Raw genomic sequence first — 19,730 nt, forward strand, 5'->3', positions numbered from 1 at the left:
CGAATGGCCTGAGAACGGTGAGAGGTTGCCGTAGACTGTCAAAGCTTCATCCACGACCCGGAAAGGTGCACTGTGCCCTCCAAACGTCGCCTTCGCTGGGCTGCGCTCCCCGTCGGGATCGCCTCGGTTGCGCTCCTGTCCGGCTGCACCACGACACAGCTCCACGGCTTCCTGCCCGGCTTCGTCGATGACGGTACGCCCGCCACCAACCACACCGACATGGTCGCCGGTCTGTGGGTCAACTCGTGGATCGTGCTCCTCGCCGTGGGTGTCGTCACCTGGGGCCTCATGCTGTGGTCGGTCATCGCGTACCGCCGTCGCAAGGGGCAGTCCGGTCTGCCGGTCCAGCTGCGCTACAACATGCCGGTCGAGATCTTCTACACGATCGTTCCTCTGATCCTGGTCGTCGGCTTCTTCGCCTTCACGGCGCGCGACCAGAACACGCTCGAGACGCAGTACGACGACCCCGACGTGTCGATCACGGCGTACGGCAAGCAGTGGGCGTGGGACTTCCAGTACAACGGCACGCAGGAAGACAACTCCGACGCCGTCTACTCGATGGGTGTCCAGGCCAAGGCCACGTCCGACGGCTACGATCTGCAGGACGTGCCCACCCTGTACCTGCCGGTGAACAAGACGGTCAAGATCGACCTCCGCTCGCGCGACGTCATCCACTCGTTCTGGATCATCGACTTCCTCTACAAGAAAGACATGTACCTCGGCCGTGACAACGAGTGGTCGTTCACGCCCACCCGTGAGGGCACCTACGAGGGCAAGTGCGCCGAGCTGTGCGGTGAATACCACTCCGCCATGCTCTTCAACGTCAAGGTCGTCAGCGACGCCGAGTACGAGGACTACCTCGACTCGCTGCGCTCGGCCGGCGACGTGGGCGACATCAGCGACCTGTCGCGCCTGCAGAACCTGAGCACGGCCGGCACCGAAGGGAACGAGTGATCATGGCCACGACGCTTCCGCTCCAGGAGAAGGGGGCCTCGCGCCCCACGACTCTCCCGCCGCGTCAAGCCGCTCTGCTGAGCACCACGCGTGTTGAGCAGAAGGGCAACCTGGTCGTCAAGTGGATCACCTCCACCGACCACAAGACCATCGGGTACATGTACCTGATCGCCTCCGTCATGTTCTTCATGCTCGGTGGCGTCATGGCGCTGATCATCCGCGCAGAGCTCTTCGAGCCCGGCATGCAGATCATCCCGACGAAAGAGCAGTACAACCAGCTCTTCACCATGCACGGCACGATCATGCTGCTCATGTTCGCGACGCCGCTGTTCGCGGGCTTCGCCAACGCGCTGCTGCCGCTGCAGATCGGTGCGCCCGACGTGGCGTTCCCGCGGCTGAACGCCTTCGCCTTCTGGCTGTTCCTGTTCGGATCCACGATCGCCGTCTCCGGCTTCCTCACCCCGCAGGGTGCGGCCGGCTTCGGATGGTTCGCCTATCAGCCGCTCGCCAATGCGAGCTTCTCGCCGGGCGTCGGTGGAAACCTCTGGATGCTGGGACTCGGCATCAGCGGTTTCGGCACGATCCTCGGCGCGGTGAACTTCATCACGACGATCCTCACGATGCGCGCGCCCGGCATGACCATGTGGCGCATGCCGATCTTCTCGTGGAACACGCTGATCACGAGCATCCTGATCCTGCTGGCGTTCCCCGTCCTCGCCGCGGCGATCTTCGCCGCCGCGTCGGACCGCGTGCTCGGCTCGCACATCTACAGCCCCGAGAACGGCGGCGTCCTGCTCTGGCAGCACCTGTTCTGGTTCTTCGGTCACCCCGAGGTGTACATCATCGCGCTGCCGTTCTTCGGCATCGTCTCCGAGATCTTCCCGGTCTTCAGCCGCAAGCCGATCTTCGGGTACAAGACCCTCGTCTACGCCACGATCGCGATCGCGGCGCTGTCGGTGGCGGTGTGGGCCCACCACATGTACGTCACGGGTGGTGTGCTGCTGCCCTTCTTCGCTCTGATGACGATGCTCATCGCGGTGCCGACCGGCGTGAAGATCTTCAACTGGATCGGTACGTTGTGGCGCGGCTCGGTCACCTTCGAGACCCCGATGGTCTTCGCCCTGGGCTTCCTGGTCTCGTTCGTCTTCGGCGGTCTGACCGGTGTCATCCTCGCGTCGCCCCCGCTCGACTTCCACCTGTCGGACTCGTACTTCGTCGTCGCGCACTTCCACTACGTCGTCTTCGGAACCGTCGTGTTCGCGATGTTCGCGGGCTTCTACTTCTGGTGGCCGAAGTGGACCGGCAAGATGCTCAACGAGCGTCTCGGCATGGTGCACTTCTGGATGCTGTTCGTCGGCTTCCACATGACCTTCCTCATCCAGCACTGGCTGGGCGTCGACGGCATGGTGCGTCGCTACGCCGACTACGCGGCCGCAGACGGATGGACGTGGGAGAACCAGCTGTCGACGGTGGGATCGATGATCCTCGGTGCGTCGATGATCCCGTTCCTGCTGAACGTCTGGATCACCGCGCGCAAGGCGCCGCGCGTGACGGTCGACGACCCGTGGGGCTACGGAGCGTCGCTCGAGTGGGCCACCTCGTGCCCGCCGCCGCGTCACAACTTCACCTCCATCCCGCGTATCCGTAGCGAGCGCCCCGCCTTCGACCTGAACCACCCCGAGGCCGGCATTCCGGTCGGTGTGGGTCCGGCCAAGGATGCCCCCGACGCGCCTGTCGTCGACGCCGCTGCCGGAGAGGTCAAGTAACGATGCGTACCAATGTCGGACTCTGGTGGCTCCTGGCCGTCTTCGCGTTCGTGATCGCCGGCGTCTACACCGTGTGGAGCTTGCTCCAGCACGGTGGCGTCGAGTGGGTCGGAACGGTCGCCCTGGCCTTCCTCGGCCTCATGTCGACCATGATCGCCTTCTACATCGGCCGCGTGCTCAAGGCGCAGAACGGTGAGCTGCCCGAGGACACTCTGACGGCCGACATCGACGACGGTGACCCCGAGATGGGCGAGTTCAGCCCGTGGTCGTGGTGGCCCATCGTCCTGGCCGGTTCCGCCGCGATCGCCGTGATCGGTCTCGCTGTCGGTAGCTGGCTCGTCCCCGTCGGATTCCTGGTCTTCGTCATCGCCATCGTCGGATGGGTGTACGAGTACTACCGCGGGTACTTCGCACGCTGATCCTGTGCCCGTTCGGCTGATCGCGGCCGCCGTCTCCGACGCCGGCTCCCACCGTCCCACCAACCAGGACGCCGCCTTCGCGGCGTCCTGGGGTGCGGCGGTGGCAGACGGCGTCGGGGGAGGCCCCTCGGGAGACCTCGCCTCCGCGGCGCTCCTGCATAGACTCGTCGCGACTCGGGGCGGTGGCCTCGACGCCGATGGACTCCTGGTGCGCATTCGCGAGGCGAACTGGGACATCCGCGCCCATGTCGAGCGTGACCCCGCGCTCCAGGGCATGGCGACGACCTTCACGGGTCTGTTCCTCAGCACGGGCGGCGACCTGCTGCTGGCGCACACCGGCGACTCTCGCGCCTACCTGCTCCGCGACGGCGAGTTGACTCGCGAGACGCGTGATGACTCGTACGTGCAGGCTCTCGTCGATCACGGCATCATCCCGCCGGAGGCCGCCGCGGCCCACCCGCGTCGTAACATCATCACGGCGTCGCTCGGAGGCGCCGAGGGAGATGTCGTGTCCGTCGCCGAGCGCCCCCCGGTCGTCGGTGACCGCTGGGTGCTGTGCAGCGATGGACTGACCGACTACGTCCCCGAAGCAGACGTCGCCCGGATCATCGCCGAGGCTTCGGATCCCCGCGCCGCGGCCGCCTCCGCCGTCGCGCTCGCTCTCGAAGCCGGAACGCGTGACAACGTGACGGTCGTCGTGTGCGACGTCGTCGACGACGACGAACCGATCGCGAGCGAGCCCGTCTTCTCGGGTTCTGCTGCGCGCTGGTTCGCTGAGGACGTCGAAACAGCCTGAGGCGTACGACGTCTGGCCGGGCCGGGCCTGGCGGGGACCCGTCGTGTTGATCATGCGACGACGCCGACGGGTCACAGCTCACTTGTCACGCCGCCGCACGTGGAAATCCCCGTCATCTCTGTGGTGCGGAACTGATGGGTTCCGCATCGCCTCTCATCCTGCAAAGCTGTCCCGGTGCGCGGGATCATCTGGGGGCTACTCACTGCGGCGATCGGACTGACCATGATTGCGCTGCTTGTCGTCTACGGCACGCAATACGGCACGTGGCTCGATGAGATTGGGTCGTCTCTCGACCTGGAAGACCGGGCGGCGGCACCGACTATCTTGCTGCCGGCCATAATTGGCCTGTTGGCCATCGGGCTGGTGGTTGGCGGGTTAGCGGTGGGGCTGACAATCTCGCGTGGTGGACGCTCTCACGACGCTGCGCTGTTGTCTCGTGTTGATACTCACGGGATGCAAGGCGGTCGGCGAGGCCGGTCGCGGTCAGCCCGGAACGGAATCCATGAGCACCTCCGCGGGGAAAGCGCGCACGCGGTGGGTCTTGAGATTCGTGGTCGCAGCTGCAGGAGCCCTGTGGTCGGTGGGTGCGGCTGCGGGTCTCTGGTGGGCGGGCATACTCGTGTGGCGCGGGGTGGCACAGTGCAGTTTGCTCGACCCGGTGACGCTCGGAGGCTCCGCGATCGGAGTGAGCCTCCTCGCTGTGTGCGCGGGTGTGATGCCGATGATGGCCGCCCGCGTCAGCGGGGCGGCGTGGATCGGCGGGTTCGCCCTTGTCTGCTCCATCATCGTGCTCGGTCTCTACGGCATGGTGATAACCGCTTCGCTGTCCTTCGGTCTCAGCGGCGGTTCGTCACGGTGGTCGGAAATGATGTCGGGCGCACTCGTCACCGTGGCACCGTCGCTCGCGCGAACGTGATTGCGCTTCTCGCGACGCGGTCTGTGCAGCGCACGGTCGTCTCCTCGCTGGTGTGGACCTTCATTGTGTCGATCATCATCGTCCTGGCAGGTGGAGTTGCCCAGTCGACGTGCTGAGGTAGCTCGGTCAATACTGCTTACCGCGTCCGCGCGGCTTTTGCGTCACTGACTTTCTGTCAGTTCGGTGGCGAGCAGTGCGGCGGTGACAGCGCCGACGAGACGGTGCGACGATGCTCTCAGAGGCCGTGCGCCGCCTTCCCTGATGGACGCGGCGGCCCGCGCTGGCGCGTTGCGAGGAAACGGGGCCCCGGTCTCCTAGGAGCCGCCGGTCAGTGTCAGCGGCGCACCACCATGACGGTCGGGTCGAACACCCGCTCGCACGGACCCTCGTCGTTCTCGAAGGGCTGCCCCTCGCGCACCCAGTACTCGTACCCGCCGATCATCTCGCGGACCTCGTAGCCCAGTCGCGAGAACTCGAGTGCGCCCTTCTGCCCGGCGTTGCACCCGGGGCTCCAGCAGTAGACCACGACGGGCATGTCGGCCGGGATCTCGGTGGCGGCCCGCTCGGCGATGTCTCGGTACGGCATGTGGACGGCGCCCGAGACGCGGCCCTGAATCCACGCGTCATCTCCTCGCACGTCGACGAGGACGAAGCGCTCTCCCGCCTTCTGCGCCGCGTAGACATCGGAGGGGTCCGTCTCGAAGGCGAGGCGTGTCGAGAAGTACTCGTGTGCGAGGGCCATGCCCACACGCTACGGTCGGGAGCCGACGCAGGGGAGGGGTGTATGTGCCAGCCCTCGGCGGCATCCTGCCACGTCGGTCTCGCGCGCTGTCGCGGGTGTGCGGGCCCGCGGATGCCGAAGAACGTGCGTCGCGACGCCGGGTGGGGCACGCGCACGCCGGTGTGCACGTGCGCCGGGATGCGTCCGCCGTGCATCGGAGCATGCTGGCAGAAACGACGAAACCCCGGTGCCGAAGCACCGGGGTTTCGCATAGAGGGTTACTCGCTCTTGTCACCCTGAGGGCGGTTGCGCTCCTCGAGGCCCTTCGGAGCGGGAAGCTCGACCTCGGTGCGCTCACCGATCGCCATGGGCGGGCGGCCGTCTTCGTCGGCACGGGCGTTGGCGCCGGCGATCTCGTCGGCTTCCTCGTGCGCGATGTGGTCGAGCTCGTGGTGCTGGTGGGCGACCGCCGCGTCGAGCTCGGCCTGAGTCAGCGGCGCGAGACGGTCCTCGAAGAACCAGCGCGACACCGACGCACGAAGGTTCTCGTGCCAGGGGATCTGCCCGTTCGCGTTCGGGCGGACGACGAGGGGAGCGTACTCCTCGTTGTCGACCAGCTTCCAGCGCTCGAACTCGTCGACGGGCTGGTGCACCTCGATGTACTCGCCACCGGGGAGACGCACGATGCGTCCGGACTCGTAGCCGTGCAGTGCGATCTCGCGGTCCTTCTTCTGCAGCGCGATGCAGATGCGCTTGGTGACGAAGTAGGCGAGGATCGGGCCCACGATCAGCAGGGCCTGCAGGACGTGGATGACACCTTCCATCGTGAGGTGGAAGTGCGTGGCGATGATGTCCGACGACGCCGCCGCCCACATGACCGCGTAGAACGTCACACCCGCCGCACCGATGGCGGTGCGGGTCGCCGCGTTGCGCGGACGCTGAGCGATGTGGTGCTCACGCTTGTCGCCGGTGACCCACGCCTCGATGAAGGGGTAGATCAGCACGAGGACGATGAACAAGCCCAGCACGCCGACGGGGATGATGATGTTCCACGAGAACGTGTGATCGAACAGCACGAACTCTAGGTGCGGCGGGATGAGGCGCAGCATGCCGTCGGCGAAGCCGATGTACCAGTCGGGCTGGGTTCCGGCCGACACCGGCGACGGGTCGTACGGTCCGTAGTTCCAGATCGGGTTGATCGTCACGAGCGCGGCGATCAAGACGATCACACCGAACGTGATGAAGAAGAAGCCACCCATCTTGGACGCGTAAACGGGGAGGATCGGGTAGCCGACGACGTTGCTGTTCGTACGGGCGGGGCCGGCGAACTGCGTGTGCTTGTTGATGATCATCAACATGAGGTGCACGGCCAGCAGCGCGACCAGGATGGCCGGCAGCAGCAGGATGTGCAGCGTGTACAGACGGCCCACGATCGCGGTGCCGGGGAACTCCCCGCCGAACAGCAGGAACGAGGTCCACGTGCCGATGATCGGCAGACCCTTGATCATGCCGTCGATGATGCGGAGGCCGTTGCCCGAGAGCAGGTCGTCGGGGAGCGAGTAGCCGGTGAAGCCCTCGGCCATCGCCAGGATGAAGAGGATGAAGCCGACGACCCAGTTGAGTTCGCGGGGCTTGCGGAACGCACCGGTGAAGAACACGCGCAGCATGTGCACGCCGATACCGGCCACGAACACCAGGGCGGCCCAGTGGTGGATCTGACGGACGAGCAGTCCACCGCGCAGGTCGAACGAGATGTGCAGCGCCGATTCCATGGCCGCCGACATCGCGATGCCGCGCATGGGCTCGTAGGCGCCGTTGTAGTGCGTCTCGACCATCGACGCCTGGAAGAAGAACGTCAGGAACGTGCCGGACAGCAGCACGACGACGAAGCTCCACAGCGCGATCTCACCCAGCATGAACGACCAGTGGTCGGGGAAGATCTTGCGACCCATCTCTTTGACGATGCCCGAGATGCTCGTGCGCTCGTCGAGATAGTTCGCCGCGGCACCGACGAAGCGTCCGCCCAGGGGCTTGCCGTCGCGTCCGGCGGTCGCCGGGGCACCTGCGTGCACCGCGGGTGCGGAGGTGACGTTCTCGGTGGGATGGGTACCGGTGCTCATGAGCGCTCCCAGAAGCTGGGGCCGACGGGCTCGTGGAAGTCACTCTGCGCGACGAGGTAGCCCTCGGCGTCGACGGAGATGGGGAGCTGCGGCAGGGGACGGGCGGCCGGGCCGAAGATGACGGCCGCGCCATTGGCGACGTCGAACTGCGACTGGTGGCAGGGGCACAGGAGGTGGTGGGTCTGCTGCTCGTACAGCGCCACGGGGCAGCCGACGTGCGTGCAGACCTTGGAGTACGCGACGATGCCGTCGTACGACCAGTCCATGTTGTTGGTGTCGGGGTTCAGCTGCTCGGGCTGCAGACGCATCAGCAGCACGATCGCCTTGGCCTTCTCTTCGAGGTAGCCCTCGTCGTGGCCGAGGCTGGCGAGCTCTTCCGGGATGACGTGGAAGGCGGAGCCGATGGTGACGTCGGCCGCACGGATCGGACGACCGGACGGGTCGTGCGACAGGCGGGAGCCCTCTTTCCACATGGTGTGGCTGAGGAGCTTCACGGGGTCCTGATCCTGCGGAGCAAGACCGCGGAACAGCGTGATGCCGGGGATGACGGAGGCGGCGAGAGCGGCGAACAGCGAGTTGCGGATGATCTCGCGACGGCCGAAGCCGGACTCCTTGTCGCCCTCGACGAACACGTTGATGGCGGCTTCGCGCACCTCGTCGCGCCCACGGGTGGCGTGGCGGTCCTCGATGTACTCCTTGTCGGACATGACCGACTTGGACCAGTGGATGGCGCCGATACCGATCGAGAGCAGCGCGAAGGCGATGCCCAGACCGATGAAGAGGTTGTTGTAGCGGATGTCGATCAACGCGCCCGACTCGATCGGGAAGATCATGTAGGCGATGCTCGCCCAGATGCTCGCCGCGACCGAGAAGTAGAACAGGGTGTAGACCGTGCGAACCGCACGCTTCATCGCCTGCGGGTCCTGATCGGTCATGCGCTGACGGTGCCCCGGGAGGCCGGGGTTCTGAACGGCGTCGGGAACCGCGACGGCGAGCCCCGAGCCGGGCTTCCAGGAAGCCCTCTCGTGCTCGAGTGCGTCGTCCTCGTGTGCCATGGTGCTCCTCGTGCGTTTACGTAATGTCGAGAACGACGGTCAGTTGGACTTCGCCGTGATCCACACGGTGAGGGCGATCAACGCCCCGATACCGAAGATCCAGATGAACAGACCCTCCGAGACCGGACCCAACGACCCGAGGGCGTAACCGCCGGGGGATTCGGACTTCTGGAGGTACATCAGGTACGAGATGACGTCGCGCTTGTCTTCGGGGGTGAGGTTCAGGTCGTTGAAGACCGGCATGTTCTGCGGGCCGGTGACCATCGCGGCGTACATGTTGACCGGGCTGACGGTGTGCAGGTCGGGGGCCCACTTGCCCTCGGTGAGCGCGCCACCGGCGCCGGCGACGTTGTGGCACATCGCGCAGTTGATGCGGAACAGCTCGGCACCGTGCGACAGGTCGCCCTCACCGTCGACCAGCTCGTCGGTGGGGTACGTCGGGCCGGGGGCCGACGACTGCACGTACGCGGCGATCGCGTTGATCTGCTCGTCGGTGAACTGCACCGGCTTCACGGGAGCCTGGGGACCCTGCGCCTGCAGGGGCATGCGGCCGGTGGACACCTGGAAGTGCACCGACAGCTCACCGACGCCGAACAGCGACGGGCCCTGCTGGCTGCCCTGCAGGTCGAGGCCGTGGCAGGTGGCGCAGTTGGCCTGGAAGAGCTTCTGGCCCTCTTCGACCGCCGTGGCCGAGTTCGCTTCGCTCGTGGGGGTGGCGTTGGTCGCCGCCATCGCGGCCGATGCGCCGGCGTAGACGCCTCCGGTGAGGAGGAGTCCGATGCCGATCAGTGCAGCGGCGGCCAGGGGACTACGGCGTCCGGACGCCCGACGAGTCTTCTTCTCGCGTGCCATGTGAAGTGCAGCTCTCTTACTTGAGGAAGTAGATGACGAAGAACAGGGCGATCCAGACGACGTCCACGAAGTGCCAGTAGTACGACACGACGATCGAGGTGGTCATCTCTTTGCGGCCGAAGTTCTTCACGGCGTAGGCGCGACCGATCACGAGCAGGAAGGCGATGAGGCCACCCGTCACGTGCAGGGCGTGGAAGCCGGTGGTGATGTAGAAGGCCGAGGCGTAGGGGTTGGCGCTGATGGGCATGCCCTCGGCGACCAGCGTCGCGTACTCCCACACCTGACCCGACACGAAGACCGCGCCGAGGATGAAGGTGAGGTAGAACCACTCCACCATTCCCCACTTCAGGATGCCGGTGGCCTTGCCGGTGCGGTACGGCTGGTACCGCTCCGCGGCGAAGACGCCCATCTGGCACGTGACCGAGGACAACACGAGGATGATCGTGTTGACGGTCGCGAAGGGGACGTTGAGCAGCTGCGTCTCTTCGGCCCACAGGGGCGCGGAGGTGCTGCGCAGGGTGAAGTAGATCGCGAACAGGCCGGCGAAGAACATGACCTCGCTGCCCAGCCACACGATGGTGCCCACCGCGACCGGGTCGGGCCGCTTCACGGCACGCACGGCCTGGGAATACGTCGCTGAGGTCGTCACCGTTCCATTATGCGCGATGACGGAGCCCGATATTCCCATCCTCAACTTGAGATATTCCATCGTCGAGACTTAGGGAAGCCTCAGAATCTGCAAGGAATCCCCGGTAGGCGTGGGTTCCATCAGGCGTGCGGACCGCGCGGATCGGCGACACGCGTGTGGAAGGATCATGGCATGGCGGAACGTTTCACCTGGCCCGATCTGCTCTCGGCGCTGCTGGCCGGCAACGACCTCAGCGTGTCCGAGTCGACGTGGGCCATGCGCAAGGTCATGGCGGGCGAGGCGACGCCCTCGCAGCTGGGCGGATTCCTGATGGCACTGCGGGCCAAGGGCGAGACGGTCGAAGAGATCGTCGGCTTCCGCGACGCGATCCTCGAGGCGGCCGTGCCGCTCCCCGTGCGAGCCGAGGTGCTCGATATCGTGGGCACCGGTGGCGACAGGTACGGCACCGTGAACGTGTCGACCATGGCGGCGGTGGTGGCGGCGGCGTCGGGAGTCCCCGTGGTCAAGCACGGCAACCGGGCGGCGAGCTCGGCATCCGGATCCTCCGACGTGCTCTCTTCGCTGGGCGTCGCGCTGACGCTGACTCCGGAGCAGGTCGCCGAGACGCTCGAGCGCACCGGCATCACCTTCGCCTTCGCCTCGGCGTTCCACCCGGGATTCCGCCACGCGGCTTCGACGCGCGCGGAGCTGGGCGTTCCCACCGTCTTCAACTTCCTCGGGCCGCTGTGCAACCCGGCGCGCGCCGAGGCGAACGCCGTGGGTGTCGCGCACCTCGACCGCGTTCCGCTGATCACCGGCGTGTTCCGCACCCGCGGCGCGACGGCGCTCGTGTTCCGCGGCGACGACGGCCTCGACGAACTGACCACGACCGGCCACAGTCGCGTCTGGGAGATCAGCCGCGGAGACGTGCACGAGCACGATCTCGATCCCCGGGATCTCGGCATCCCCCTCGCCGAGATCGACGACCTGCTCGGTGGTTCCCCCGATCACAACGCCGAGGTGGTGCGGCGCGTGCTGGGAGGCGAGACCGGTCCGGTGCGCGACATCGTGCTGCTCAACGCCGCCGCGGGTCTGGTGTCGTACCGACTGTTCCAGGATGCCGCCGAGGTTCAGCGTCCGATCATCGAACGTCTCGCCGAGGCGATGGCCGACGCCGCCGCCGCCGTCGACGACGGCCGTGCCGCGGCCAAGCTCACCGACTGGGTGGACACCACGAAGGCCCTGGCGGAGTAGCCGATCGTGCATCCGCTCGACGCGCTCACCGAGATCGCCTATCTGCTCGAGCGGGAACGGTCGTCGCGGTACAAGTCGAAGGCGTTCCGCACCGCCGCGGCCGCGATCGAGGGGCTGAGCGACGACGAGTTGCGCGACCCGGGTCTGCGGCGCCGCGCGGGGATCGGCGAGTCGACCTTCGCGGTGATCCAGCAGGCTCTGGCCGGCGGTGTCCCGGAGCGACTGGCGGCCCTGTGGGCCGAGAACGCGCCCGTGGGCGGTGCGGAGGTGCGGGCGAAGCTGCGCGGCGACCTGCACAGCCACAGCGAATGGTCGGACGGGCTCACCCCGATCGAGGCGATGGTCGAGGCCGCGCGGGGACTCGGTCACGAGTACCTGGCTCTCACCGACCATTCGCCGCGTCTCACCGTGGCCAACGGCCTCTCGCCCGAGCGTCTGCGGGCGCAGATGGAGATCGTGCGGGGGCACCGCGGTGACGGTTTCACGCTGCTCACCGGGATCGAAGTCGACATCCTCGACGAGGGCGACCTCGACCAGGAAGACGCGTTGCTTCACGAGCTCGACGTGGTGGTGGCATCCGCTCATTCGAAGCTGCGCATGGAACGCGGTCCGATGACACGACGGTTGGTCGCTGCGGCGGGGGACCCGCGGGTCGACGTGCTGGGACACGTCACCGGGCGGCTCGTCGAGGGGGCGCGGGGGACGCGCCCGCCTTCGGACTTCGACGCCGAGGCCGTCTTCGCCGCGTGCGCGGCCTCGGGGGTGGCGGTCGAGATCAATTCCCGTCCGGAGCGTCAGGACCCGCCCGACGAGCTGCTGGCCCTGGCGATCGAGGCGGGGTGCCTCTTCTCGATCGACTCCGACGCGCACGCACCCGGGCAGCTGTCGCTGCTGGACTACGGAGCCGCACGAGCGGAGGCGGCGAAGGTGCCCGTCGACCGCATCGTCACGACGTGGCCCCTCGACCGCCTGCGGGAGTGGCTGGAGCGCTCGCGCTGAGACTCAGCGGTCGAGAGCGGTCAGCGCGCGGGTCATCGAGGATCCCAGGTTCCACTTCTCGGCCAGTGCGTGAGCGGCGGTCTCGTCCGCGGCGCCCAGGTGATCGTCGAAGGGCGCGAAGGTGAGGTCGCGGGCGACGCGGACCACGGTGGGCGCGACGTCGAGGTAGTCGGCGGCGGCGGCGATCTTCGCGCGCTGGCTCGGGGTGCCCGCGGAACCGTCGGCGACCGCCGCCCGGATGCCGTCGAGCGAGCCGTGGGCGGTGAGCAGCGACGCCGCCGACTTCTCGCCGATGCCCGAGACACCGGGCAGGCCGTCGGAGGGGTCGCCGCGCAGCACCGCGAAGTCGGCGTACTGCGCGGCGTGCACGCCGTACCTGCCCAGCACGGCCGCGTCGTCGACGATCTCGAGGTTGCTCATGCCGCGGGCCGTGTAGACGATGCGCACGCCGCGCTCGTCGTCGATCAGCTGGAACAGATCGCGGTCGCCCGTGACGATGTCGACGGGCACGTCGGCGTGGGTCGCGAGGGCGCCGATCACGTCGTCGGCCTCGTGTTCGGCCGCGCCGACGACGGGGATGCCGAGCACGGCGAGAGCCTCGCGGATGAGCGGGATCTGGGCCTCGAGCGGATCGGGGACCTCTTCGACGTCGGCGCCGACGGGAACGGCCTCGACGACGCGGTGGGCCTTGTAGCTCGGGATCAGGTCGACGCGCCACGCCGGGCGCCAATCGTCGTCCCAGCAGGCGACGAGACGCGTGGGTTCGTAGGTGGAGACCAGCTTCGCGATCATGTCGAGCAGGCCGCGCACGGCGTTCACGGAGGTGCCGTCGGCCGCCGTGACCTTGTCGGGAACGCCGTAGAATGCGCGGAAGTACAGCGACGCGGTGTCGAGGAGCATGATGCGGTCGGTCACGGGAGTCATCCTGGCACGGGGGCACGGCCTCCGTCCTAGGCTGTCGGGATGTCCTTCGGCTCGGCATCCCGTCGTCCTCCCGCGGCGGCACCCTGCCCGTGCGGCGGTGGGATCTTCGCCACGTGCTGCGCGCCGATCCTCGACGGGGGAGCGGCGCCGAGCGCGGAGCGGCTCATGCGGTCGCGCTACACCGCCTTCGCCGTGGGTGACACGACGCACCTGGTGCGGTCGTGGCATCCGCGGACCCGCCCCGACGAGGTCGTCGCCGACGACGGCACCGAGTGGACGGCTCTCGAGGTGGTCGAGGCCCGCGAAGACGGGGATGCCGCGATCGTGGAGTTCCGTGCCCGGTACCGCCACGACGGGCGGGCTGGGGAGCTGCACGAACGCAGCCGGTTCGTCCGCCGCGGGGGCCGCTGGGTCTACGTGGACGGAGACGTCGAGTAAGGGCGTCAACCCCGCCCGCGGCTGTCGGTGGTGCGGCGTACGGTCGATCACGAACGACGATCGACAACGCGGGAGGACAACGACATGGAACGCATCGTGATCATCGGGGGCCACGGAAAGGTGGCCCTGCATCTCGCTCGGCTGCTGGCCGAGCGCGGAGACGAGGCCACCTCGGTCATCCGCAACCCCGACCAGGCGGCAGACATCGAGCAGGCCGGCGCGACGCCGCTCGTGCTCGACGTCGAGAACGCCGACACCGATGAGATGGCCGAGGCCTTCTCGGGCGCCGACGCCGTGATCTGGTCCGCGGGAGCGGGCGGAGGCAGCGCGGAGCGCACCTACGCCGTCGACCGCGACGCTGCGCAGCGCGCCGTCGACGCCGCATCTCGCGCGGGCGTGCGCCGGTTCGTCATGGTGTCGTGGATCGGATCCACCCCCGACCACGGCATCGACCCCGACGACGCGTTCTACGCGTACGCCGACGCCAAGCTCGCCGCCGACGACCACCTGCGCGCGAGCGACCTCGACTGGACGATCCTGGGCCCCGGCACCCTGACCGACGACCCCGCCTCGGGGCGCATCACGACCGCGCCGCAGGGCAAGGCCGAGGTCGGCCGTGCCGATGTCGCCGCCGTCGCCGCGGCGGCGCTCGTGCAGCCCGCCACGATCGGACGGTTCATCCGGTTCGGCGGGGGAGAGACCCTCATCGCCGAAGCCCTCGTCGACGGCTCGGACAACGACGGGAGCGTGCACGCATGAGCGCTCTCAGCGACAAGGCGCAGTCGTTCGCGCGGTTGCACACCGCCCCCGAGATCCTGCGGGTCGTGAACATCTGGGACGTCGTCTCGGCGCGGGCGATCGCCGCCCTGCCCGAGACGAAGGCCCTCGCGACGGCCGGTCACTCGATCGCCGCGACCTTCGGCTACGAAGACGGCGAGAACATCCCCGTCGAGCTCATGCTCGACATGGTCGGTCGCATCGTCGCCGCCGTCGACGTGCCGGTCACGGCCGACCTCGACTCCGGCTTCGGCAACCCCGGTGAGACGACCCGCCGCGCCATCGGCGTGGGTGTGGTCGGCGCCAACGTCGAAGACAAGGTGAAGCCGCTGGCCGACGCGGTCGCCGCGGTCGAGGCCGTCATCGCGGCGGGTGAGGCCGAGGGCGTGCCGTTCGTGCTGAACGCCCGCACCGACGTGTTCCTCAAGGGCGCCGACCGTCCGCTCGACGACAAGGTGGCGGATGCCATCGAGCGCGGCCGCGCCTTCCTCGCTGCCGGGGCGACCTCGGTGTTCGTGCCCGGACTGCTCGACGCCGAGACCACCCGGCGCCTGGTCGAGGGTCTGGGGGAGCGCACGCTCAGCGTCATCGGCGTGCCGGGAGCCCTCACCGCGGCCGAGTACGAGGCGCTCGGCGTCGCCCGCATCTCGTACGGTCCGCAGACCCAGCGCGTCGCCCTGACCGCCCTGCAGGATCTGGCGATCGACCTCTACGGCGACGGCGTCATCCCCTCCTCGGTGCGCGCACTGAACTGACGACTCATCTGTACGGCGAGGTCGGTCCCGAACCGGGGGCCGGCCTCGCCGTCGTCGTGGGGGTCGCGGAGGACGAGCCCGTCACGCCGGGGGTCAGAGGCTGTCGTCGTCCTCGTCGTCGACGACGATCACGCCGTCGGGCACGGGATCGGCCAGCAGGGGCTCCGCGGCGAGGGTGAGGTCGATCGTGGCGCGCAGCAGACCGCCGAGGGTCGCCGAGCGCAGCAGCTCCATCTGGTCCAGCTCGCCGAGCGGCGCGATCGCGGCGATCTGCCAGGCCCGGGGCAGGGGTTCCTCCGACAGTTCGACTTCGGCATCCCACCGGGTGCCGCCGAACTGCTGAGCACGCCCCAGCACCCGCCGCACGATGCGCTCGGCCTCCTCGAGCAGAGGGGCGAGCGCGTCGTTCCACTCGAGGTCGGGGAGGGCCCGCACATCGGCCCGGGGGTACGGTGCGTCGTCGAGCCACCCCGTGATCTCGAAGCGCTCCGTGCCGCGGGCGACGATCTGCATCTGGCCGGCCTGCGGCACGACGTGGCTCAGCTGCGCCATCGTGCCGACGGCGAAGCGCTGGTCGCCCCCACCGGTCTCGCTGCCGCGCTCGATGAGGACCACGCCGAACGAGGGGTCGGTCTCATCGAGCAGCCGACCGAGCATGACGAGGTAGCGCTCCTCGAAGATGCGCAGCGCCAGAGGCGTGTGCGGGAAGAGGACGGCGCCCAGGGGGAACATCGCGGTACCCATGGTTCCAGTCAACCAGCGTGCGTGCGCGTCGGGGCCGCGGCTGCGGCATCCGCGGTGCGAGCAGTCCGCGCGAGCGGGGTCACGCGTCGTCGTCGCGCAGGGTCTCGTGGATGCGGTGCAGATCCATGAGCAGCGACCCGACGAGCACCCAGTGCGCCGTCGAGGGCGTGCGGATCTGCAGGGGGCGGGTGAGCGCGGGCTCCTCGACGACCACCCGCTCGGGACCCGCGTCGAGGGCGAACGCGCGGCGGACGTCGTGAGCCGCGCGGTGCAGCTGCTCGGCGATCGCGCGCACGGCGGGCTCGTCGACGATCGTCTTCTCGTACCCGTCGTACACCGCTCGGGTCATGCCGATCGTCTGCGTGACGACGGGGGTGAACCGCTCGAGCAGGTCGCCCATGGCGGCCAGATCGCTGCGGTGACGGCCGCTGCGGGGATTCAGGGCCAGGGAGTCCGCCGCATCGCGGATCGCATCGGCGGCGCCGTCGCGCACGGGGCGCAGCAGACGGGCCTGGAGCAGCAGTTCCTCGAGCGAGCCGGGGGTCTGCGGCGCCTCGAGCGCGTCGGCCAGGCGTTCGAGTGCTTCGGCGAGCTCCCGCCCCAGCACGTCGACCTTCGCGCGTGCGGCGGGGACGAGCACGGGCGGCACGAGCGCGGCGTTGACGACGATGCCGATCGCCGCGCCGATGAGGGTCTCGAGCACGCGGTCGAGGGCGTAGTTGGGGGTCGCCGTCCCGAGGGCGAGCACCAGCAGGGCGCTGATCGCGATCTGGTTCGTGGCTCCGGGCGAGATGCGCGCGGCCCAGGCGACGACGAGTGCGACGCCCGCCGACAGCAGCGCCACCCACGGCTGGGAGCCGAACACGAGCCCGAGCAGTGCGGCGATAACGACGCCGACGATCACGCCGACGCTGCGCTCGACCGCGCGCGTGAACGACTGGTTGATGCTCGGCTGCACCACCAGCAGCGCCGCGATGGCGGCGAAGATCGGCGGCGGACCCTGCACGAGCCACCCGGCCAGCAGCCAGGCGGCCACGACCGCGACGGCCGATTTCGCGACCTGCAGGAGCGGGATGCGCCGGGCGGAGCGGAACGTCAGGCTGTCGCGCATGAATCGAGCCTAGGCGGCGCGCACGCCTCAGCTGCGGCGCGAGACGATGTCGTCGGCGTGCGTGGCGACCCACTGCATGAGCGGGATCACCCGTTCCATCAGATCGCGCCCCCGGTCGGTGAGGCGGTACTCGACGCGCGGGGGCACCTCGGGGTAGGCGGTGCGGTCGACGAGGCCGTCGGCCTCGAGGGTCTTCAGCGTGCTGGCGAGCATCTTCTCGCTGATCCCCGAGACGTTGCGCCGCAGCACGCCCCACCGCTGGGTGCCGTCGGACAGGGCCATCAGCACGAGCACGCCCCACTTGCCCATGACGTGGTCGAGCACCGTGCGGGTGGGGCACCCGTCTTGGAAGACACCCGGTTGTTCGGCGCGGAGATCCGCAAGACTGACGTTCATGTGAGTACCTAACCAGAAAGTGGGTACCTGCATTCCGGAATGCACTGAACGGATCGACGTTGGCTTCGTCGTACCGATCGAAAGGACACCTCATGACCCTCCTCGTCACCGCCGCCTCCGGACACCTCGGCCGTCTCGTCATCGACGCCCTGCTCGAACGCGGGGTCTCGGCATCCGACATCGTCGCGGGCGTGCGCACCCCCGCCAAGGCCGACGACCTGGCCGCTCGCGGCGTGGGTGTCGTCGAGCTCGACTACTCCCGCCCCGAGACGCTCGCCCCGGCGTTCGAGTCGGTGACCCGTGTGCTGCTCATCTCGGGAACCGATGCGGATCGCGTCGCGGGGCACCGCAACGTCATCGACGCCGCGCGCGCGGCCGGCGTCGAGCGCCTCGTCTACACCAGCGCCCCGCGCGTCGACGAGGTCGACTACGCCCTCGGCGCCGACCACAAGGCGACCGAGGCCGCGATCGCCGCTTCGGGGGTGGAGGCCACGATCCTCCGCCACAACTGGTACACCGAGAACTACCTCGACGCCGTCGCCCGGGCGACCGAGACGGGCGAGATCGTCGCCGCCGTCGGCGAGGCCCTCGTGGCCAGCGCCAGCCGGCGCGACTACGCCGAGGCCGACGCCGTGGCGCTCATCGGCGACGAGTTCCGCGGTCAGACGCTCGAGCTCGGCGGCGACGTCGCCTGGGACTACGACGAGCTGGCGCGGGCGGCATCCGAGGTCGTGGGTCGTCCCGTGACCTACACGCCGGTGTCGGTGGAGCAGCTCACCGCGGGGCTGCAGGCGGCGGGACTGGATGCCGGTACGGCGGCGTTCGTCGCCGGTATCGACGACGCGATCGCCCGGGGCGCGCTGTCGCGCACCGACGGCACGCTCGCGCGCATCATCGGGCGCCCCACGACTCCGCTGGTCGAGGGCCTGCGCGCCGGTCTCGCCGCGCGCTGAGCGCGGTGACCACCGCGTGAGGAGCCGGAATTCGTCGCTTCGCGCCCCCACGAAGCGACGATTCTCGGCTCCTCACGCCGTTCTGCGATCGGGGTGCGCCGTCAGGTGACGCTGGCGCATCGCCAGGAAGAGCGGGAAGGTGAACGCGAACGCCGTCACCCCCGACAGCACGACGTACAGCCAGCCGAAGCGCATTCCGATACGACGCGCCTCGACGATGACGAAGATGCTCCCCGCCACGGCGACGACCAGCAGGTCGACGGTGATCGACGACACGGCCGGTCCGCTCGAGACGAGGTCGCCGACGAAGTCGCGCATCTGCACGATTGCGAAGACGTTGAAGGTCCACGTGCCCACGAGGCCGGCGACGGCCAACGCGAGGAAGACGACGGCGGTCGGGGTCCAGTGACGACGGAGCTCTCTCATGACCCGATCCTCGCGCACCCCGGGTGTCGGAGGTGGGGGCTAGCGTCGGGGGATGGATGCCGAACGAGCCGCCCGCATGCTCGACGAGCGCCAGCGCGAGGTCGACCACCGGCTGTCGCGCCTGCGCGAAGACGAAGCGAGCCTGCGTCACGACCGCGCCGACGCCACGGCCGACGACGAGCACGACCCCGAGGGCTCGACCCTGTCGGGTGAGTGGGCCCAGGTCGACGCGCTGCGGCGCGGCGCCGAGGCCGAGCGCGACGAGATCCTCGCGGCGCGGGAACGCGTGGCCGCCGCGACGTTCGGCATCTGCGAGAACTGCGGCCGCCCGATCGCCGAGGCCCGGCTCGAGGCCCGCCCCTTCGCCCGCCGCTGCATCGACTGCGCGAGCGGGCGACGCCCGTAGGCTCGACGCATGGAACCCGTGCTCATCACGCTGCTGTTCGCCAATGCCGTCTTCAACGCGGTCGTCTGGCCGCGCTTCTACGTGCGCGTCGCGAAAGACCCCCGTGCCAAGAACGCCGCGGGCAAGGCCACGCCGTTCCTCATCGTGCACACCGTGCTGATCGCCCTGGCATTGACCCTCGCGCTCGCCTCGCTGATCGCCGGCATCGCCGCCCTCGTCGGCTGATCGGGGCGGTCATGCGCGCCCCACGGTAGAATCGGGTCGCGGGTTCGCCCGCCGCACATTGTGCAACTACCTACCTCACCGGCAAGGCGGCACGT

At 68.7% G+C, this 19,730-nt stretch carries 23 protein-coding genes; 13 read left to right on the top strand and 10 right to left on the bottom strand.

Annotated elements, in window-relative coordinates; all coding sequences use genetic code 11:
- Window positions 1-72 precede the first annotated feature (72 nt).
- The 5 genes from ctaC (at window position 73) to ASG45_RS08635 (ending at window position 4,851) form a co-directional block, all read left to right on the top strand.
- Complete coding sequence (ctaC, locus tag ASG45_RS08615; protein WP_082509361.1) at window positions 73-954, top strand: aa3-type cytochrome oxidase subunit II; 882 nt, start codon at window positions 73-75, stop codon at window positions 952-954.
- A gap of 2 nt (window positions 955-956) precedes the next feature.
- Window positions 957-2,720, top strand: coding sequence for an aa3-type cytochrome oxidase subunit I (gene ctaD, locus ASG45_RS08620; protein ID WP_055835588.1), 1,764 nt, complete (start codon window positions 957-959; stop codon window positions 2,718-2,720).
- A gap of 2 nt (window positions 2,721-2,722) precedes the next feature.
- Window positions 2,723-3,139, top strand: a complete 417-nt coding sequence (locus ASG45_RS08625; RefSeq protein ID WP_055835591.1) for a cytochrome c oxidase subunit 4 — start codon at window positions 2,723-2,725, stop codon at window positions 3,137-3,139.
- 4 nt (window positions 3,140-3,143) lie between these two features.
- Window positions 3,144-3,935: a PP2C family protein-serine/threonine phosphatase gene (locus ASG45_RS08630; protein WP_055835594.1), complete on the top strand. Its 792-nt coding sequence runs from the start codon at window positions 3,144-3,146 to the stop codon at window positions 3,933-3,935.
- Window positions 3,936-4,338: 403 nt separating this feature from the next.
- Complete coding sequence (locus tag ASG45_RS08635; protein ID WP_156459410.1) at window positions 4,339-4,851, top strand: hypothetical protein; 513 nt, start codon at window positions 4,339-4,341, stop codon at window positions 4,849-4,851.
- Between the two features lie 334 nt (window positions 4,852-5,185).
- Here the strand turns inward: ASG45_RS08635 and ASG45_RS08640 are convergent, their stop codons facing one another.
- The 5 genes from ASG45_RS08640 to ctaE form a co-directional block, all read right to left on the bottom strand.
- Window positions 5,186-5,593 (bottom strand): rhodanese-like domain-containing protein, encoded by a 408-nt coding sequence (locus ASG45_RS08640; RefSeq protein WP_055835600.1) that lies wholly within the window; start codon window positions 5,591-5,593, stop codon window positions 5,186-5,188.
- A gap of 257 nt (window positions 5,594-5,850) precedes the next feature.
- Window positions 5,851-7,692 carry a cytochrome bc1 complex cytochrome b subunit gene (qcrB, locus tag ASG45_RS08645; protein WP_055835604.1) on the bottom strand — a complete coding sequence of 614 codons (1,842 nt, stop codon included), beginning with the start codon at window positions 7,690-7,692 and terminating at the stop codon, window positions 5,851-5,853.
- On the bottom strand, window positions 7,689-8,747 hold the full coding sequence (gene qcrA, locus ASG45_RS08650; RefSeq protein ID WP_055835606.1) for a cytochrome bc1 complex Rieske iron-sulfur subunit: 1,059 nt from the start codon (window positions 8,745-8,747) through the stop codon (window positions 7,689-7,691). Before qcrA ends, qcrB begins: the two co-directional genes overlap by 4 nt.
- A gap of 39 nt (window positions 8,748-8,786) precedes the next feature.
- Complete coding sequence (gene qcrC / locus ASG45_RS08655) at window positions 8,787-9,599, bottom strand: cytochrome bc1 complex diheme cytochrome c subunit (protein WP_055835609.1); 813 nt, start codon at window positions 9,597-9,599, stop codon at window positions 8,787-8,789.
- Window positions 9,600-9,615: 16 nt separating this feature from the next.
- Entirely contained in the window at window positions 9,616-10,287 is a 672-nt protein-coding gene (ctaE, locus tag ASG45_RS08660) for an aa3-type cytochrome oxidase subunit III (RefSeq protein ID WP_055835614.1), read from the bottom strand.
- A 132-nt stretch (window positions 10,288-10,419) separates the two neighbouring features.
- Between ctaE and trpD the strand changes: the two genes are divergently transcribed.
- Both trpD and ASG45_RS08670 read left to right on the top strand, forming a co-directional pair.
- Window positions 10,420-11,481 carry an anthranilate phosphoribosyltransferase gene (gene trpD / locus ASG45_RS08665; RefSeq protein WP_055835617.1) on the top strand — a complete coding sequence of 354 codons (1,062 nt, stop codon included), beginning with the start codon at window positions 10,420-10,422 and terminating at the stop codon, window positions 11,479-11,481.
- Between the two features lie 6 nt (window positions 11,482-11,487).
- On the top strand, window positions 11,488-12,480 hold the full coding sequence (locus ASG45_RS08670) for a PHP domain-containing protein (protein WP_055835620.1): 993 nt from the start codon (window positions 11,488-11,490) through the stop codon (window positions 12,478-12,480).
- A 3-nt stretch (window positions 12,481-12,483) separates the two neighbouring features.
- Here ASG45_RS08670 and ASG45_RS08675 read toward each other — a convergent pair whose 3' ends face one another.
- Entirely contained in the window at window positions 12,484-13,395 is a 912-nt protein-coding gene (locus ASG45_RS08675) for a 5'-3' exonuclease (RefSeq protein ID WP_055835621.1), read from the bottom strand.
- A 48-nt stretch (window positions 13,396-13,443) separates the two neighbouring features.
- Here ASG45_RS08675 and ASG45_RS08680 point away from each other — a divergent pair, with 48 nt between their 5' ends.
- The 3 genes from ASG45_RS08680 (at window position 13,444) to ASG45_RS08690 (ending at window position 15,374) form a co-directional block, all read left to right on the top strand.
- Entirely contained in the window at window positions 13,444-13,842 is a 399-nt protein-coding gene (locus ASG45_RS08680) for a YchJ family protein (RefSeq protein ID WP_055835625.1), read from the top strand.
- 84 nt (window positions 13,843-13,926) lie between these two features.
- Window positions 13,927-14,601 carry an SDR family oxidoreductase gene (locus tag ASG45_RS08685; protein ID WP_055835629.1) on the top strand — a complete coding sequence of 225 codons (675 nt, stop codon included), beginning with the start codon at window positions 13,927-13,929 and terminating at the stop codon, window positions 14,599-14,601.
- Window positions 14,598-15,374, top strand: coding sequence for an isocitrate lyase/PEP mutase family protein (locus ASG45_RS08690; protein WP_055835633.1), 777 nt, complete (start codon window positions 14,598-14,600; stop codon window positions 15,372-15,374). Before ASG45_RS08685 ends, ASG45_RS08690 begins: the two co-directional genes overlap by 4 nt.
- A gap of 93 nt (window positions 15,375-15,467) precedes the next feature.
- Here ASG45_RS08690 and ASG45_RS08695 read toward each other — a convergent pair whose 3' ends face one another.
- From ASG45_RS08695 to ASG45_RS08705, 3 genes are all read right to left on the bottom strand, one after another.
- Complete coding sequence (locus ASG45_RS08695) at window positions 15,468-16,118, bottom strand: LON peptidase substrate-binding domain-containing protein (RefSeq protein ID WP_055835636.1); 651 nt, start codon at window positions 16,116-16,118, stop codon at window positions 15,468-15,470.
- 79 nt (window positions 16,119-16,197) lie between these two features.
- Window positions 16,198-17,229 (bottom strand): FUSC family protein, encoded by a 1,032-nt coding sequence (locus tag ASG45_RS08700; protein WP_055835639.1) that lies wholly within the window; start codon window positions 17,227-17,229, stop codon window positions 16,198-16,200.
- A gap of 27 nt (window positions 17,230-17,256) precedes the next feature.
- Entirely contained in the window at window positions 17,257-17,625 is a 369-nt protein-coding gene (locus ASG45_RS08705; RefSeq protein WP_055835642.1) for a winged helix-turn-helix transcriptional regulator, read from the bottom strand.
- Window positions 17,626-17,717: 92 nt separating this feature from the next.
- On the opposite strand from ASG45_RS08705, the gene ASG45_RS08710 reads away from it, so the two are divergent.
- Window positions 17,718-18,578: an SDR family oxidoreductase gene (locus tag ASG45_RS08710; RefSeq protein ID WP_055835644.1), complete on the top strand. Its 861-nt coding sequence runs from the start codon at window positions 17,718-17,720 to the stop codon at window positions 18,576-18,578.
- 72 nt (window positions 18,579-18,650) lie between these two features.
- Here the strand turns inward: ASG45_RS08710 and ASG45_RS08715 are convergent, their stop codons facing one another.
- The gene (locus ASG45_RS08715; RefSeq protein ID WP_055835647.1) at window positions 18,651-19,004 is read right to left on the bottom strand and encodes a DUF2834 domain-containing protein; all 354 of its coding nucleotides are present in this window, start codon (window positions 19,002-19,004) and stop codon (window positions 18,651-18,653) included.
- Window positions 19,005-19,056: 52 nt separating this feature from the next.
- Here ASG45_RS08715 and ASG45_RS08720 point away from each other — a divergent pair, with 52 nt between their 5' ends.
- Complete coding sequence (locus tag ASG45_RS08720) at window positions 19,057-19,410, top strand: TraR/DksA family transcriptional regulator (protein ID WP_082516519.1); 354 nt, start codon at window positions 19,057-19,059, stop codon at window positions 19,408-19,410.
- A 9-nt stretch (window positions 19,411-19,419) separates the two neighbouring features.
- Window positions 19,420-19,635, top strand: coding sequence for an SCO4848 family membrane protein (locus tag ASG45_RS08725; RefSeq protein ID WP_055835654.1), 216 nt, complete (start codon window positions 19,420-19,422; stop codon window positions 19,633-19,635).
- Window positions 19,636-19,730 lie beyond the last annotated feature (95 nt).

Source organism: Microbacterium sp. Leaf436 (assembly GCF_001424715.1).
Lineage (GTDB): Bacteria > Actinomycetota > Actinomycetes > Actinomycetales > Microbacteriaceae > Microbacterium.